Below are 13,978 nucleotides of genomic sequence, written 5' to 3'. Positions count from 1 at the left end.
ACCAAGAGTGAAGAACGCAATGCAAGTACTGCGTACATGGGCGGCCAGGGGCGTCCAATGGGTCGGCGTAGCCGGCGTCATTGGCCTGTCCGGGGCGGCCCAGGCGGGGGACTACGACGGCTCGCCGCAAGTGGCCGAGTTCGTCAGCGAAATGACCCGCGACTACGGCTTCGCCGGAGAGCAGCTGATGGGGCTGTTCCGCGACGTGAACCGCAAGCAGTCGATCCTCGATGCGATCTCGCGCCCGGCCGAGCGGGTCAAGCAGTGGAAGGAATACCGGCCGATCTTCATCAGCGACGCGCGCATCAGTCGTGGTGTCGACTTCTGGAACAAGCATGCCGAAGACCTGGCGCGGGCAGAGAAGGAATACGGCGTGCCGGCCGAGATCATCGTCTCGATCATCGGCGTGGAAACCTTCTTCGGCCGCAACACCGGCAGCTACCGGGTGATGGACGCGCTGTCCACCCTCGGCTTCGACTACCCGCCGCGGGCCGACTTCTTCCGCAAGGAGTTGCGCGAGTTCCTCCTGCTCGCCCGCGAACAGCAGGTCGACCCGCTCAGCCTGACCGGCTCCTACGCCGGCGCCATGGGCCTGCCGCAATTCATGCCGAGCAGCTTCCGCGCCTACGCGGTGGACTTCGACGGCGATGGCCACATCAATATCTGGAGCGACCCGACCGACGCCATCGGTAGCGTCGCCAGCTACTTCAAGCAGCACGGCTGGGTCACCGGCGAGCCGGTGGTCTCGGTGGCCGAGATCAACGACGAGAGCGCCGAGAGCGCGGTGACCAGGGGCGTCGACCCGACCATGAGCCTGGGCGAGCTGCGTGCCCGCGGCTGGCGCACCCATGATGCGCTGCGCGACGACCAGAAGGTCACGGCGATGCGTTTCGTCGGCGACAAGGGCATCGAGTATTGGGTCGGTTTGCCGAACTTCTACGTGATCACCCGCTATAATCGCAGCGCCATGTATGCCATGGCGGTTTATCAGCTGGCGGGCGAGATTGCCCGCGCGCGAGGTGCCCATTGAGCAAGCGTGTCCGCTCCTCCCTGATCCTGCCCGCCGTCTGCGGCCTCGGGCTGGCGGCCGTGCTGTTGAGCAGTTGCTCCAGCAAGGCGCCCCAGCAGCCGGCCAGGCAGGCGGGCATTTCCGGGCCGGGCGACTATTCCCGTCCGCATCGCGACGGCGCCCCCTGGTGGGACGTCGACGTGTCGCGGATCCCCGATGCGGTGCCGATGCCGCACAACGGTTCGGTGAAGGCCAACCCCTACACCGTGCTGGGCAAGACCTACTACCCGATGAACGATGCGCGGGCCTACCGGATGGTCGGCACCGCGTCCTGGTACGGCACCAAGTTCCACGGCCAGGCCACCGCCAACGGCGAGACCTACGACCTCTACGGCATGACCGCCGCGCACAAGACCCTGCCGTTGCCGAGCTACGTGCGGGTGACCAACCTGGACAACGGCAAGAGCGTGATCGTCCGCGTCAACGACCGCGGCCCGTTCTATTCCGACCGGGTCATCGACCTGTCCTTCGCCGCGGCGAAGAAGCTCGGCTATGCCGAGACCGGCACCGCGCGGGTCAAGGTCGAAGGCATCGACCCGGTGCAGTGGTGGGCCCAGCGCGGCCGGCCGGCACCGATGGTCCTGGCGCAGCCCAAGCAGGCGGTGGCCCAGGCCCCCGCTGCGACGCAAACTCAGGCGGTGGCGATGGCCCAGCCGATCGAGACCTACACCCCGCCGCCGGCGCAGCACGCGGCCGCCGTGCTGCCGGTGCAGATCGACTCAAAAAAAAACGCTTCATTACCAGCCGATGGCCTGTATCTCCAGGTGGGCGCCTTCGCCAACCCGGATGCAGCGGAGCTGCTGAAGGCCAAGCTGAGCGGCGTGACGGCTGCGCCGGTGTTTATCAGCTCGGTCGTACGCAACCAGCAGATTCTGCACCGGGTGCGGCTGGGACCGATCGGTTCGGCGGACGAGGTTAGCCGCACCCAGGACAGCATCCGCGTGGCCAACCTTGGCCAGCCGACGCTGGTACGCCCCGACTGAGCGCCTACTCACGCAGGGAATTCCCGCAAGGGATTGTTTGACCATTGGTAGAACCAGAGAGACGGATGAACATCACCACTATCGCGAAACGCTTGTCACTGCTTGTCCTGTTCATCGCCCCTACGGCTGGCTGGGCTGCTGAATCCATGGTTCCGGCGCCGCCGCAACTGGCCGCCAAGTCGTACGTCCTGATGGACGGCGAGAGCGGCCAGGTTCTGGTCGAGAACAACGGCGACCAGCGCCTGCCGCCGGCCAGCCTGACCAAACTGATGACCGCCTACATCGCCACCAAGGAGATCGAGGCCGGCCGCATCGGCGAGAACGACCTGGTCACCGTCAGCGAACATGCCTGGCGCACCGGCGGTTCGCGGATGTTCATCAAGGTCGGCAGCCAGGTATCGGTGAGCGACCTGCTGCATGGCATCATCATCCAGTCCGGCAACGACGCCAGCGTCGCCCTGGCCGAGCATATCGCCGGCAGCGAAGACGCCTTCGCCGACATGATGAACACCACCGCGCAGAAGCTGGGCCTGACCAACTCCCACTTCATGGACGCCACCGGCCTGCCCAACCCGGACCACTATTCCTCCGCCCGCGACATGGCGGTGCTGGCCCGCGCGATCATCTACGGCGAGCCGAGCCACTACGCGATCTACGCGCAGAAGGAATTCCTCTGGAACAACATCAAGCAGCCGAACCGCAACCTGCTGCTGTGGCGCGACAAGACCGTCGACGGCCTGAAGACCGGCCACACCGACGAAGCCGGCTACTGCCTGGTGGCTTCCGCGGTACGCGACGGCCAGCGCATGATCGCCGTGGTGTTCGGCACCAACAGCGAGCAGGCCCGCGCCGCCGAGACCCAGAAGCTGCTGACCTATGGCTTCCGCTTCTTCGAAAGCCGCAACTTCTACAAGAAGGGCACCGAGCTGACCAAGGGCCTGGTCTGGAAGGGTTCCGAGCATGAAGTGAAAGCCGGCCTCGCCGAAGACCTGACCATGACCCTGCCGCGCGGCCAGATGCAGAAGCTGCAGGCCAGCATGGTCCTGGAGCCGCAGCTGATGGCGCCGATCCAGCAGGGCCAGGTGATCGGCAAGGTGGAAGTGAAGCTGGACGACAAGGTCATCCGCAGCGCCGACCTGGTCGCCCTCAACGCCGTCGAGGAGGGTGGTTTCTTCCGCCGCCTGTGGGATAGCATCCGCCTGTTCTTCTACGGTTTGTTCAACTGACCGACCGGCGCCCGCCCGCTCACGAGGCCAGCGGGCGCCCGTCCCCGCGGACCACGGGTCCGCCGCCGCCATGACCGATACCCCTGACGTTCAACCCCCGAAAATCGAATTCCCCTGCGAGCGCTATCCGATCAAGGTGATCGGCGACGCCGGCGAAGGTTTCTCCGACCTGGTCGTGGAAATCATCCGGCGCCACGCGCCGGATCTCGACGTCGAGACCCTGGTGGTCCGCGACAGCAGCAAGGGGCGCTTCCTCTCGGTGCAGGTGCTGATCACCGCCACCGATGTCGACCAACTGCAAGCCATCCATAACGACCTGCGCGCGACCGGACGCGTGCATATGGTGCTCTGATGGGACTCGAGCTGGGCTTCCGTGAGCTCGGCGAGGTTCCCTACGAACCGACCTGGCATGCCATGCAGCGCTTCGTTGCCGAACGCGACAAATCGGTAATGGACGAAGCCTGGCTGTTGCAGCACCCTGCGGTCTTCACCCAGGGGCAGGCCGGCAAGGCCGAGCATGTGCTGTTCCCCGGCGACATCCCGGTGATCCAGGTGGATCGCGGCGGCCAGGTGACCTACCACGGCCCCGGCCAGTTGGTCACCTACCTGCTGCTCGATGTCCGTCGCCTGGGACTGGGCGTGCGCGAGCTGGTCAGCCGGATCGAGCAGAGCCTGATCGGCCTGCTGGCGTCCTATGACGTGCAGGCCGTGGCCAAGCCGGACGCGCCGGGTGTCTACGTCGACGGGGCGAAGATCGCCTCCCTCGGCCTGCGCATCCGCAACGGCTGTTCCTTCCATGGCCTGGCGCTGAACCTGGACATGGACCTGCGACCGTTCCAACGAATCAATCCCTGCGGCTACGCCGGGATGCCCATGACCCAACTGCGCGACCTGGTTGGGCCGGTGGATTTTGCCGAGGTGTGTACCCGATTGCGCGCTGAGCTCGTCTCACGCCTTGGCTACGCTGAACAGAAGACCCTTACGGGCGGGATCGAACTGACATGAGCACTGTTGTGGAGAAGTCCGGAGAAGCCAAGCCGGGCAAGGTGGAAGTCGGCGTGAAGCTGCGCGGCGCGGAAAAGGTCGCGCGGATTCCGGTGAAGATCATTCCCACCGAGGAACTGCCGAAGAAACCCGACTGGATCCGCGTGCGCATCCCGGTTTCCCCCGAGGTCGACCGCATCAAGCAACTGCTGCGCAAGCACAAGCTGCACAGCGTCTGCGAAGAGGCGTCCTGCCCGAACCTGGGCGAGTGCTTCTCCGGCGGCACCGCGACCTTCATGATCATGGGCGATATCTGCACCCGGCGCTGCCCGTTCTGCGACGTCGGCCATGGCCGGCCGAAGCCGCTGGACGTCGACGAGCCGACCAACCTGGCCATCGCCATCGCCGACCTGCGGCTGAAGTACGTGGTGATCACCTCGGTGGACCGCGACGACCTGCGCGACGGCGGTGCCCAGCACTTCGCCGACTGCCTGCGCGAGATCCGCAAGCTGTCGCCGGGGATCCAGCTGGAAACCCTGGTGCCCGACTATCGCGGTCGCATGGACATCGCCCTGGAGATCACCGCCAACGAGCCGCCGGACGTGTTCAACCACAACCTGGAGACGGTGCCGCGCCTGTACCGCTCCTCGCGGCCGGGCTCGGACTTCGAGTGGTCGCTGGACCTGCTGCAGAAGTTCAAGCAGATGGTTCCGCACGTACCGACCAAGTCCGGTCTGATGCTCGGCCTGGGCGAGACCGACGACGAGGTCATCGAGGTCATGCAGCGGATGCGCGAGCACGACATCGACATGCTGACCCTCGGCCAGTACCTGCAGCCGTCGCGCAACCACCTGCCGGTGCAGCGTTTCGTGCATCCGGACACCTTCGCCTGGTTCGCCGAGGAAGGCGAGAAGATGGGCTTCAAGAACGTCGCGTCCGGTCCGCTGGTGCGTTCGTCCTACCATGCCGACCAGCAGGCGCACGGCAACAAGATCGGCTGATCGACGCCGCGCCAATGCCTTCCGACGCCGCGTCCCTGCACAGGGACGCGGCGTTTTTCATTGGGCAGCCACGAAGCCTCTTCGGACGTAGGACGAACAACCGCTTGCGGTTATCCGCCGGCGCGTAGGTGAATGCCGTTTGCGCTCATCCCTGCGCGGTAACGAAGCGACTGCGCTGGCCGAGCTGCCGCACCGCCTCGATCAGTGCCTCGGCCGCCAGGCTGGATTGGCGCGAGAAGGCGTAGAAACGCGCCTCCGGCAGCGGCGGAAAACCCTGTTCCGGGCCCAGTTCGCGCAGCCCCTCGCGCATCTGGCTGCGCGCCACCACCGTCACGGCGAAACCGGCCAGCGCGGCGGACAGGCAGCCGGCCATGCTGGCGCTCTCGAACACCAGGCGCCAGGGACGCGCAGCGGCGCCGAGGGCTGTAATCGCCGCTTCGCGGTAGACGCAGGGTTCGGGGAACAGCGCCAGCGGCAGCGGTTCGCCCACGGGCAGCTCGATCGCGGTCGCCGCGGCCCAGACCAACGGTTCCTCCCAGAGCAGTTCGCCGTCGTCTCCGACCCGCCGGCACTGCTTGCCGAACACCACGTCGGTGCGCCCCTGGGCCTGCTGGCGGAGCAGGTCGGTGGTGATACCGACCTTGAGTTCGATGGATGCTTCGGGGTGCCAGCGGCGAAAGCGTTGCAGGACGCGTGGCAGCCAGGCGCTGGCGAAGTCCTCCGAAGCGCCGATGCGCAGGCGGTCGCGGATCGGCGTGCCGTGCAGCCTGGCGCGGGCCTCGCGCTCCAGCTCGACGATATTGCGGGCATAGGCGTAGAGCGTCTCGCCCGCCTGGGTCAGCTCCAGGCGGCGAGTGGTGCGGCTGAGCAGGCTGACGCCGGCTGTCTGTTCCAGGCGCTTGATATGCCCGCTGACTGCGGAGGGGGTGAGCGCGAGATTGTCTGCGGCGAGGGCGAAACCGCCGCTGTCGACCACTTCGAGAAAGGTACGCAACAACACGATATCCAGGGATTGGGAGGTGGGGACGGCAAGCTCCATGAGGTCTTCCATTCATCTCGTTTCATGAATAGTAGACGCTAACTATTCATGAATCATCCTTGGCAAGCGTCCTAGGATGTCCCTTCGCTTTCTCTTGGAGAGGTCCGATGAGCCGCTATGCCTTCGTTTCCACCGATGTCCTGGATATCGCCTACCTGGAGTGGAATCCGCAGGGGGCGCGCAGCGCCGTCTTGTTGCACGGTTGGCCGGACAGCCCGCATGCCTGGAAAGACCTGGCGGAGTCCCTGGCGGACGCCGGCTATCGGGTGCTGGCACCAGCCCTCCGGGGATTCGCCCCGACCCGCTTCCGCGATGCGTCTACTCCGCGCAGCGGGCAACTGGCGGCTCTGGCTTGCGATCTGCTGGCATTCGTCGACGGCCTGGCATTGCAGCGTCCCCTGCTGGTCGGCCATGACTGGGGTGCCCGCGCGGTGGCCAGTGCCTGCGGACTGCGCGAGGGCTTCGCCTCGCACCTGGTGATGCTCTCGGTGGGGTACGCCAGCAACGATCCGCAGCAAGTTCTTTCCCTGCCGCAGGCCCGTAGCTTCTGGTACCAGTGGTTCATGGCCACGCCACGCGGCGAGCGCGCGCTGCGCGAGGAGGGCGAGGCGTTCGCCCGGCAGATGTGGGACACCTGGTCGCCGCCGGGATGGTATGCCGAGCGCGATTTCCAGGAGGCCGCCCAGGCCTTCTCCGGGCCGGACTGGGTCGCCGTGGTGCTGCACTATTATCGGCATCGCTGGGGCTTCGTCGCGGGGGAGCCGCGCTACGGGGCGGCGGAACAGCGCTTGCTCCCGGCACCGCGCCTGGCGCTGCCGACCCTGGTGCTGCACGGCGGCGCGGATGCCTGCACCCACCCCGACGGCTCCCGCGGACGCGAGCACTACTTCAGCGGGCGTTACCAGCGGCTGGTGCTGGAGGGCGTCGGCCATTTTCCGCAGCGCGAGGCGGCCACCCAGGTGGCGGACGCTATCCTGCGGTTCTGCGCGGATGACTAGGTTCTGGACGCCGCAGCGGCGGATAACGCCCATGGCGTTATCCGCCCTACGAACCGGTGTGCCGCGAGCGGTCGCGGCGGACGTGGGGTCGTAAGCTCCGCCGGCGGCCCTATGGCGTCCGCAGGCGGTCGAGCAGCGCCTGGGTCGGATAGCCGTCCGCCGGCCAGCCGAACTCCTGCTGGCAGGCGCGGATCGCCTTGCGCGTATTGGCGCCGATGATGCCGTCCACCGCGCCCGGATCGTGTCCGCGGGCGGCCAGTTGCCGTTGCAGCTCGATGCGCTGCGAGCGGCTCAGCGGAACATCCTCCAGTGGCCAGGCGCCGACTATCCGGCCGCCGCCCTTGAAGCTGTCGGCGAGCAGGCCGACGGCCAGGGCATAGGCACTGGAGTTGTTGTACTTGAGGATGGCGCGGAAGTTGTGCAGCACCAGGAAGGCCGGGCCGCGGTGCCCGGCCGGCAGCAGCAGCGAGGCCTGTTCGCCGGAGAGCCCGGAGGGCAGGGGGCCGCCGTTGACGCCTTGTACGCCCATCCCTTGCCACTCGCCCAGGGGCTTGCGGATGGTGAGTTCCGCCAGGGAATAGTCGAAGCCTGCCGGCAGGCGGACTTCGAACCCCCAGGGTTGTCCGGCGATCCAGCCGGAGGCTTTCAGGTAGTTGGCGGTGGAGGCCAGGGCGTCGCCGGGCGAGCCCCAGATGTCACGCTTGCCGTCGCCGTCGAAGTCCACGGCATACTGGTTGTAGGTGGTCGGGATGAACTGGGTCTGGCCCATGGCGCCGGCCCAGGAGCCGATCATGAAGGAGGCCGGAACGTCGCCGTGCTGGAGGATCTTCAGGGCGGCGAGCAACTGGGCGTGGGCGAATTCCGGGCGGCGTCCTTCATAGGCGAGGGTCGCCAGGGAGCGGATCACGTTCTTGTTGCCCATGTGCGAACCGTAGTTGCTCTCCATGCCCCAGATCGCCACCACCGCATCCGCATCCACCGCATAGCGCGCGTCGACTTCGCCGAGGATGCGCGCGTGCTGCGCCAGGCGCGCCTGGCCCTGGCGAACGCGCAGCGGATCGAGGGCGCCTTCCAGGTATTTCCATACCGGCCGGGTGAATTCCGGCTGGCTGCGGTCGGCTTCGACCACGGCGGGATCGGGCTCGACCCCGGCGAAGGCGCGATCGAAGGTCTGCGCATCGATTCCACCGGCCAGCGCCTGTTGACGGAAGGCGTCGCGCCACTGTTCGAAGCTCTGCCCAGGCTGTGCCTCGCTCGGCGCGCCAGCGGACACCGAGGCAGCCGTGCCGGCGCCGGTGAAGGGCGCCTTGGTCTGCAGGGGAGCGGAAGGCTGGTTGTATTCGATTATCGGGTTCTTCTGCGCGCAGGCACTGGAGAGGCCAAGCCCCATGGCGACGACGGTGCTGCCCAGCAGCCCGCTCACCTTCAGCAGGGCGGATCGTTCGGGGTTACGCATTGCTCTCCTCAGCAGGGTCCTCGGGACGGGCCACCTTAGCACGCCGGCCAGAACGCGTCTGCCGTCGTTGGACGCGCCGGCAGGGCCCCGGGTTCGCCAATACGGTTCCATCGGCTTCGACATAGGTTCGGTCACTGTCGGGCGGCCAATGGTTTCGTCCGTACCGCTCCGCCGCCTGTCGAAGCCTCGCGGCGCACCCGAGTCGGGATCGGCGACGGGCCGCGCGGCATGCTCGAGGCCTTCGACTTCTTCTTCCTGGCCTTCGTTCTGCGCGACATGGCTACCCGCTTCGGCGTCGGCATCGAACGCCCGAGCCTGGTTCGTGCGCTGCAATGGCCAGAGGGTTGCCAGTCGGCCGCGCGGGATGTCGAGGCCGCGGATCATGATGGAGGAACCATTGGCTTTTCGCCCAACCCGATGGGGCCAGGGCTTGCGCGCCGACGATAGTGTGCCCATGGGCGGCAGGCTGGCGGTGGGGTTGGTCTTGTCGACGGGCTTCGGGCGGGGTAGGCGGGGCGCGTGGGTGAGGAGGGCATTGCGGGAGGATGGACCAGCGGCTGTTTCAGGCCGCCATAACGAAAGAAGCCTCCCAGTTACGGGAGGCTTCGCGGCGGTAGCTGCCTTTGCCTTTCTTCGCCTGTTCCTGGCGGCTGCGGAACAGTGGCTGGGCGACCAGGGATTTGGCCTTGTTCGGCCGCTTGCTTTTCTTTGCCATGGCATAGGTCCTCGAAGGTGATCGGGCTGGCGCTCGCCAGCGCGCGCATCATCTGCCTGTCGCCGCGGATTGTCCAGTGCCGGTTGCGCCTTCAGGCTGCCGGCAGGCCGAGGCGCTGGCCGGCGAGGGTCAGGGCGAGAAGCGAGAGACCGCTCCAGGGGCTGCCGGGTGCCTGTCCCTTGATCTGCGCGTCGATCAACTGGGCATCCCGCAGCATCTGGTTCCAGCGGCTGCTGGAGTGGCGTTGCAGGGCACGGGTCAGCAGCGGACGGCGCTTGTCCCAGACCGGCGGACGCGCCTGGGCGAAGGCTTTCTCCAGCGGGATGCCCTGGCCGTATTGCTGGGACAGGCCAGCCAGCAGGCGGATCTCGCGAGCCAGGCCCCAGAGGATCACCGGCGGCTCGATGCCTTCGCCGCGCAGTCCTTCCAGGATGCGCAGGGCGTGGGCCGCTTCACCGCCAAGGGCAGCGTCGATCAGGCCGAAGACATCGAAGCGTGCGCTGTCGGCGACCGCGGCCTGTACGGTGGCGGCGTCGATCTGGTTGCCCTCGGCAAGCAGCTTGAGCTTTTCGATTTCCTGGGCGGCGGCGAGCAGGTTGCCTTCCACGCGCGCGGCGATCAGCTCCAGGGCTTCGGGGCTGGCGGACAGGCCGGCCTGGGACAGGCGCTGGCGAATCCACTGCGGCAACTGGTGGACGTCGACCGGCCAGACCTGGATGAACTGCGCGGCGTTGCCATCGATCAGGGCCTTGGCCCACTTGGTCTTCTGCGTGCTGCCATCGAGCTTGGGCAGGCTGAGCAGGAGCACGGTGTCTTCCGGCGGCCGTTGCAGGTATTCCTGGAGAATCGCCGCGCCTTTGTCACCGGGCTTGCCGGAGGGCAGGCGCAGTTCGATCAGGCGCTTCTCGGCGAACAGCGACAGGCTGGCGCCGGCCTCCAGCAGCAGGCCCCAATCGAAGTTGGCTTCGGCATTGAATACCTGGCGCTCGCCGAAGTCGCGCTCGCGGCAGGCCTGGCGAATGGCATCGCAGGCTTCCTGGCAGAGCAGCGGTTCATCGCCGCTGACGACATAGACGGGCGCCAGGGGGCCCTGGAGGTGCTTGGCGAGTTGCGCGGGAGTCAGCTTCATAGGAGAAGACGGGGCCGGCGAAACCGGCCCCGGGGCATCACGGGGTGGGGAACTCGATCGGCGACTGCTGCGGCTCGGCGGCGCGGCGCTGGCGCTCCGCCTCGTCGGCGGCGCGCAGGGCTTCGGCTTCCGCCTTGGCCTTGGCTTCTGCCTGGCGCTGGGCTTCGTCGAGTTGCGCCGGGGTCAGCGCCTGGAGGCGCATGGACAACTGCTGGATCAGGTCGCGCCGCATCTCGCTGCGCAGCTGCGCGGCTTCCTGGTCGGAACCGATCAGGTTGTTTTCGTCGTGCACGTAGACCTTCTGCACCTGTACCTGGTTGCTCATCAGGACCAGGTCGTTGGAGCCGACGATCTCGTAGTTGATCGTGTTGGTCAGCTCGAACTCCGCGCCGCGCGCGGAACCGGTGTAGCTGACGGTGCGCTGCTGGTTGTCCTCGCGGACCAGCACCAGGTGGTAGGGCGCGTTGCTGGTGACCTTCACGCCGCTGTTTTCCAGGGTTTCCTTCAGTTCGCGCACGGTCGGGCCGTAGGCGTTGCGCGCGGACACGTCGATTTCCTTGAGCGCGAATTGCGCATCGCCCAGGCCGCGCAGTTGGAAGCCGCAGGCGGCCAGCAGGGTGGTCATACCGATCAGCGCGGCGCTGGTCAGGATACGTTTCATCAAGCTTCCCTCACTCCTGTTGATCAGCGCCCCCGGATGGCCGGGGGCGTCCAATGGAATCGCGTATCAGTTGGCGACGATGTTGACCAGTTTGCCCGGTACCACGATGACCTTGCGGATGCTCAGGCCTTCGGTGAAACGCAGCACGTTCTCGTTGGCGCGCGCGGCGGCCTCGACATCCTCGCGGCTGGCGCTGGCGGCCACGTCGATGTGCCCGCGCAGCTTGCCGTTGACCTGCACCACCAGTTGCAGGGTGTCCTGCACCAGTGCGCTCTCGTCGACGCTCGGCCAGCGCGCATCGATCACCGCTTCGGCATGGCCGAGCTGGCCCCAGAGCACGTGGCAGATGTGCGGAGTGATGGGCGCCAGCAGCAGGACCACGGTTTCCAGGCCTTCCTGGATCAGGGCGCGGTCCTGGGCGTCCTGGTTCGGCGCCTTCTCCAGCACGTTCATCAGGGTCATCACCGCGGCGATGGCGGTGTTGAACTTGTGGTGCTGGCCGACATCCTGGCTGGCCTGCCTGATCGCCAGGTGGATGGTGCGGCGGACCTGCTTCTGCGCGTCGCTCAGGGCGGCGACGTCCAGCGCGCCGGGGAGGCCGGCGCTGACATGGGCGTGAGCCAGGCGCCAGACGCGGCGGAGGAAGCGGTTGGCGCCCTCGACGCCGGCGTCCGACCACTCCAGGCTCATGTCCGGCGGCGAGGCGAACATCATGAACAGGCGGCAGGTATCGGCACCGTACTGGTCGATCATCGATTGCGGGTCGACGCCGTTGTTCTTCGACTTCGACATCTTCTCGGTGCCGCCGATCTCGACCGGCTGGCCGTCGCTCTTCAGGCGCGCGCCGACGACCTTGGCCTTGGCGTCACGCTCGACCTCGACGTCGGCCGGGTTGAACCAGTCCTTGCCGCCGTTGGCGGTGGTCCGGTAGTAGGTATCGGCGACCACCATGCCCTGGGTCAGCAGGTTCTTGAACGGCTCGTCGCTGCCGACCAGGCCCTCGTCGCGCATCAGCTTGTGGAAGAAGCGCGCATAGAGCAGGTGCAGGATGGCGTGCTCGATGCCGCCGATGTACTGGTCGACCGGCAGCCAGTAGTCGGCCGCCTTCTTGTCCAGCATGCCGCCTTCGAACTGCGGGCAGGCGTAGCGGGCGAAATACCAGGACGACTCGACGAAGGTGTCCATGGTGTCGGTTTCGCGCTTGGCCGGCTGGCCGCATTTCGGGCAGCTGCATTCGTAGAATTCCGGCATCTTCGCCAGCGGCGAACCGGAGCCGTCCGGTACCACGTCTTCCGGCAGCACCACCGGCAACTGGTCGGCCGGCACCGGGACGTCGCCGCAAGCCTCGCAGTGGATGATCGGGATCGGGCAGCCCCAGTAGCGCTGGCGGCTGATGCCCCAGTCGCGCAGGCGGAACTGGGTGCGCGCCTGGCCCAGGCCCTTGGCCTCGAGGTCGGCGCCGATGGCGTCGAAGGCGGCCTGGTAGCCGAGGTTGTCGTACTTGCCGGAGTTGACGGTGAGCACGGACTCGTCCTTGGCGCCGTACCACTCCTTCCAGACGCTGGACTCGAAGTCGTCGTCGCCCTCGACCTTGGCGATCACCTGGCGGATCGGCAGGCCGTACTTGTTGGCAAACTCGAAGTCGCGCTCGTCATGGCCGGGCACCGCCATCACCGCGCCTTCGCCGTAGTTCATCAGCACGTAGTTGGCGACCCATACCGGCAGCTTGTCGCCGGTCAGCGGGTGTTCGACGAACAGGGAAGTGGCCATGCCTTTCTTCTCCTGGGTGGCGATGTCGGCCTCGGCGACGCCGCCGCGCTTGCATTCGTCGATGAACGCCTGCAACTGCGGGTCGTTCTGCGCGGCCTGGGTGGCCAGCGGGTGTTCGGCGGCGACGGCGACGTAGGTGGCGCCCATCAGGGTGTCCGGACGGGTGGTGAACACCTTCAGTTGGCCGGCGTGGCCGATGGAGGCCTGGTCGTAGGGGAAGCCGATCTCCATCCCGCGCGACTTGCCGATCCAGTTGCGCTGCATGGTCTTCACCTGCTCCGGCCAGCCGGGCAGGTTGTCGAGGCTCTCCAGCAGTTCCTCGGCGTAGGCGGTGATCTTGAAGTAGTACATCGGGATCTCGCGCTTCTCGATCAGCGCGCCGGAGCGCCAGCCGCGTCCGTCGATCACCTGCTCGTTGGCGAGTACGGTCTGGTCGACCGGATCCCAGTTGACCGTGCCGTTCTTGCGGTAGATCACCCCTTTTTCGAACAGGCGGGTGAACAGCCACTGCTCCCAGCGGTAGTAGTCCGGCTTGCAGGTGGTGACCTCGCGGCTCCAGTCGATCGCCAGGCCGAGGCTGTCCAACTGCGACTTCATGTAGGCGATGTTGTCGTAGGTCCAGGCCGCCGGGGCGACGTTGTTCTTCATCGCGGCGTTTTCCGCCGGCATGCCGAACGCGTCCCAGCCCATCGGCTGCAGCACGTTGCGGCCCTGCATGCGGTGGTAGCGGCTGATCACGTCGCCGATGGTGTAGTTGCGCACGTGGCCCATGTGCAGCTTGCCGCTCGGATACGGGAACATCGACAGGCAGTAGAACTTCTCCTTGTCGGGTAGCTCCCTGACGAGGAAGGACTGGTGTTCTTTCCAGTAGTTCTGGGCCTGGGTTTCGATCTCGAGTGGCTGATATTGCTCGTGCATGGCGCTACTTAGACGTGACTGTTCGAAAG

Annotated in this window: 14 protein-coding genes; 8 read left to right on the top strand and 6 right to left on the bottom strand. The window is 66.8% G+C overall.

The window, feature by feature from the left end; translation table 11 throughout:
• The first annotated feature begins 7 nt into the window (after window positions 1-7).
• The 6 genes from mltB (at window position 8) to lipA (ending at window position 5,263) form a co-directional block, all read left to right on the top strand.
• Entirely contained in the window at window positions 8-1,030 is a 1,023-nt protein-coding gene (gene mltB / locus AC4OR5_RS18890; RefSeq protein ID WP_003132500.1) for a lytic murein transglycosylase B, read from the top strand.
• Window positions 1,027-2,052, top strand: coding sequence for a septal ring lytic transglycosylase RlpA (rlpA, locus tag AC4OR5_RS18885; RefSeq protein WP_003093184.1), 1,026 nt, complete (start codon window positions 1,027-1,029; stop codon window positions 2,050-2,052). Before mltB ends, rlpA begins: the two co-directional genes overlap by 4 nt.
• Window positions 2,053-2,117: 65 nt before the next feature.
• The gene (locus AC4OR5_RS18880; protein WP_003093182.1) at window positions 2,118-3,278 is read left to right on the top strand and encodes a D-alanyl-D-alanine carboxypeptidase family protein; all 1,161 of its coding nucleotides are present in this window, start codon (window positions 2,118-2,120) and stop codon (window positions 3,276-3,278) included.
• A 70-nt stretch (window positions 3,279-3,348) separates the two neighbouring features.
• The gene (locus AC4OR5_RS18875; protein WP_003093179.1) at window positions 3,349-3,630 is read left to right on the top strand and encodes a DUF493 domain-containing protein; all 282 of its coding nucleotides are present in this window, start codon (window positions 3,349-3,351) and stop codon (window positions 3,628-3,630) included.
• The gene (gene lipB / locus AC4OR5_RS18870; protein ID WP_003093177.1) at window positions 3,630-4,283 is read left to right on the top strand and encodes a lipoyl(octanoyl) transferase LipB; all 654 of its coding nucleotides are present in this window, start codon (window positions 3,630-3,632) and stop codon (window positions 4,281-4,283) included. Before AC4OR5_RS18875 ends, lipB begins: the two co-directional genes overlap by 1 nt.
• Window positions 4,280-5,263, top strand: a complete 984-nt coding sequence (gene lipA / locus AC4OR5_RS18865; RefSeq protein ID WP_003119196.1) for a lipoyl synthase — start codon at window positions 4,280-4,282, stop codon at window positions 5,261-5,263. The genes lipB and lipA overlap by 4 nt, the downstream gene beginning before the upstream one ends.
• 145 nt (window positions 5,264-5,408) lie before the next feature.
• Here lipA and AC4OR5_RS18860 read toward each other — a convergent pair whose 3' ends face one another.
• Window positions 5,409-6,302 carry a LysR family transcriptional regulator gene (locus AC4OR5_RS18860; RefSeq protein ID WP_073650782.1) on the bottom strand — a complete coding sequence of 298 codons (894 nt, stop codon included), beginning with the start codon at window positions 6,300-6,302 and terminating at the stop codon, window positions 5,409-5,411.
• Window positions 6,303-6,409: 107 nt separating this feature from the next.
• Here AC4OR5_RS18860 and AC4OR5_RS18855 point away from each other — a divergent pair, with 107 nt between their 5' ends.
• The gene (locus AC4OR5_RS18855; RefSeq protein ID WP_003110378.1) at window positions 6,410-7,300 is read left to right on the top strand and encodes an alpha/beta fold hydrolase; all 891 of its coding nucleotides are present in this window, start codon (window positions 6,410-6,412) and stop codon (window positions 7,298-7,300) included.
• A gap of 109 nt (window positions 7,301-7,409) precedes the next feature.
• Here AC4OR5_RS18855 and AC4OR5_RS18850 read toward each other — a convergent pair whose 3' ends face one another.
• Complete coding sequence (locus AC4OR5_RS18850; RefSeq protein WP_058160767.1) at window positions 7,410-8,756, bottom strand: lytic murein transglycosylase; 1,347 nt, start codon at window positions 8,754-8,756, stop codon at window positions 7,410-7,412.
• A 228-nt stretch (window positions 8,757-8,984) separates the two neighbouring features.
• On the opposite strand from AC4OR5_RS18850, the gene AC4OR5_RS18845 reads away from it, so the two are divergent.
• On the top strand, window positions 8,985-9,203 hold the full coding sequence (locus AC4OR5_RS18845) for a hypothetical protein (protein ID WP_003093170.1): 219 nt from the start codon (window positions 8,985-8,987) through the stop codon (window positions 9,201-9,203).
• 115 nt (window positions 9,204-9,318) lie between these two features.
• On the opposite strand, the gene arfA is transcribed toward AC4OR5_RS18845, so the two are convergent.
• The 4 genes from arfA to leuS all read right to left on the bottom strand — a co-directional run bounded on the left by arfA (window position 9,319) and on the right by leuS (window position 13,949).
• Window positions 9,319-9,471, bottom strand: a complete 153-nt coding sequence (gene arfA / locus AC4OR5_RS18840; protein WP_003093169.1) for an alternative ribosome-rescue factor A — start codon at window positions 9,469-9,471, stop codon at window positions 9,319-9,321.
• 91 nt (window positions 9,472-9,562) lie between these two features.
• The gene (gene holA / locus AC4OR5_RS18835; RefSeq protein ID WP_003132512.1) at window positions 9,563-10,600 is read right to left on the bottom strand and encodes a DNA polymerase III subunit delta; all 1,038 of its coding nucleotides are present in this window, start codon (window positions 10,598-10,600) and stop codon (window positions 9,563-9,565) included.
• 37 nt (window positions 10,601-10,637) lie between these two features.
• Window positions 10,638-11,261 (bottom strand): LPS-assembly lipoprotein LptE, encoded by a 624-nt coding sequence (locus tag AC4OR5_RS18830; RefSeq protein WP_079381387.1) that lies wholly within the window; start codon window positions 11,259-11,261, stop codon window positions 10,638-10,640.
• Window positions 11,262-11,327: 66 nt separating this feature from the next.
• Window positions 11,328-13,949, bottom strand: coding sequence for a leucine--tRNA ligase (gene leuS, locus AC4OR5_RS18825; RefSeq protein WP_058160766.1), 2,622 nt, complete (start codon window positions 13,947-13,949; stop codon window positions 11,328-11,330).
• Between the last annotated feature and the right edge of the window lie 29 nt (window positions 13,950-13,978).

It is taken from the genome of Pseudomonas sp. YA1 (genome assembly GCF_058680555.1).
The sequence above is the reverse complement of the archived record's forward strand: the minus strand, read 5'-3'. Positions and strand labels throughout refer to the sequence as shown.

What these genes read in the sequence shown, in the direction of transcription:
- AC4OR5_RS18880 (WP_003093182.1), top strand. Translation starts at nt 2,118, where the DNA reads ATGAACATCACCACTATCGCGAAACGCTTGTCACTGCTTGTCCTGTTC.
- AC4OR5_RS18875 (WP_003093179.1), top strand. Translation starts at nt 3,349, where the DNA reads ATGACCGATACCCCTGACGTTCAACCCCCGAAAATCGAATTCCCCTGC.
- lipB (WP_003093177.1), top strand. Translation starts at nt 3,630, where the DNA reads ATGGGACTCGAGCTGGGCTTCCGTGAGCTCGGCGAGGTTCCCTACGAA.
- lipA (WP_003119196.1), top strand. Translation starts at nt 4,280, where the DNA reads ATGAGCACTGTTGTGGAGAAGTCCGGAGAAGCCAAGCCGGGCAAGGTG.
- AC4OR5_RS18860 (WP_073650782.1), bottom strand. Translation starts at nt 6,302, where the DNA reads ATGGAGCTTGCCGTCCCCACCTCCCAATCCCTGGATATCGTGTTGTTG.
- AC4OR5_RS18855 (WP_003110378.1), top strand. Translation starts at nt 6,410, where the DNA reads ATGAGCCGCTATGCCTTCGTTTCCACCGATGTCCTGGATATCGCCTAC.
- AC4OR5_RS18850 (WP_058160767.1), bottom strand. Translation starts at nt 8,756, where the DNA reads ATGCGTAACCCCGAACGATCCGCCCTGCTGAAGGTGAGCGGGCTGCTG.
- AC4OR5_RS18845 (WP_003093170.1), top strand. Translation starts at nt 8,985, where the DNA reads ATGCTCGAGGCCTTCGACTTCTTCTTCCTGGCCTTCGTTCTGCGCGAC.
- arfA (WP_003093169.1), bottom strand. Translation starts at nt 9,471, where the DNA reads ATGGCAAAGAAAAGCAAGCGGCCGAACAAGGCCAAATCCCTGGTCGCC.
- holA (WP_003132512.1), bottom strand. Translation starts at nt 10,600, where the DNA reads ATGAAGCTGACTCCCGCGCAACTCGCCAAGCACCTCCAGGGCCCCCTG.
- AC4OR5_RS18830 (WP_079381387.1), bottom strand. Translation starts at nt 11,261, where the DNA reads ATGAAACGTATCCTGACCAGCGCCGCGCTGATCGGTATGACCACCCTG.
- leuS (WP_058160766.1), bottom strand. Translation starts at nt 13,949, where the DNA reads ATGCACGAGCAATATCAGCCACTCGAGATCGAAACCCAGGCCCAGAAC.